1 rRNA gene is annotated in these 200 nt (G+C 50.0%); it reads right to left on the bottom strand.

From position 1 onward, the window contains the following. Positions 1-200, bottom strand: a 23S ribosomal RNA gene (locus tag ATE34_RS10905); the annotation flags it as partial.

Genomic DNA, 200 nt, shown 5'->3' with positions numbered 1-200 from the left:
TCCTTCGAAACTGGCGTCCCGATCTCTTAGACTCCTACCTATCCTGTACATGTGGTACAGACACTCAATATCAAACTGCAGTAAAGCTCCATGGGGTCTTCCCGTCCTGTCGCGGGTAACCTGCATCTTCACAGGTACTAAAATTTCACCGAGTCTCTCGTTGAGACAGTGCCCAAATCATTACGCCTTTCGTGCGGGTC

Source organism: Streptococcus oralis subsp. tigurinus, from assembly GCF_002093545.1.
Classification (GTDB): Bacteria; Bacillota; Bacilli; order Lactobacillales; family Streptococcaceae; genus Streptococcus; species Streptococcus oralis_C.
This window is presented reverse-complemented; position numbering and strand designations above follow the sequence as displayed.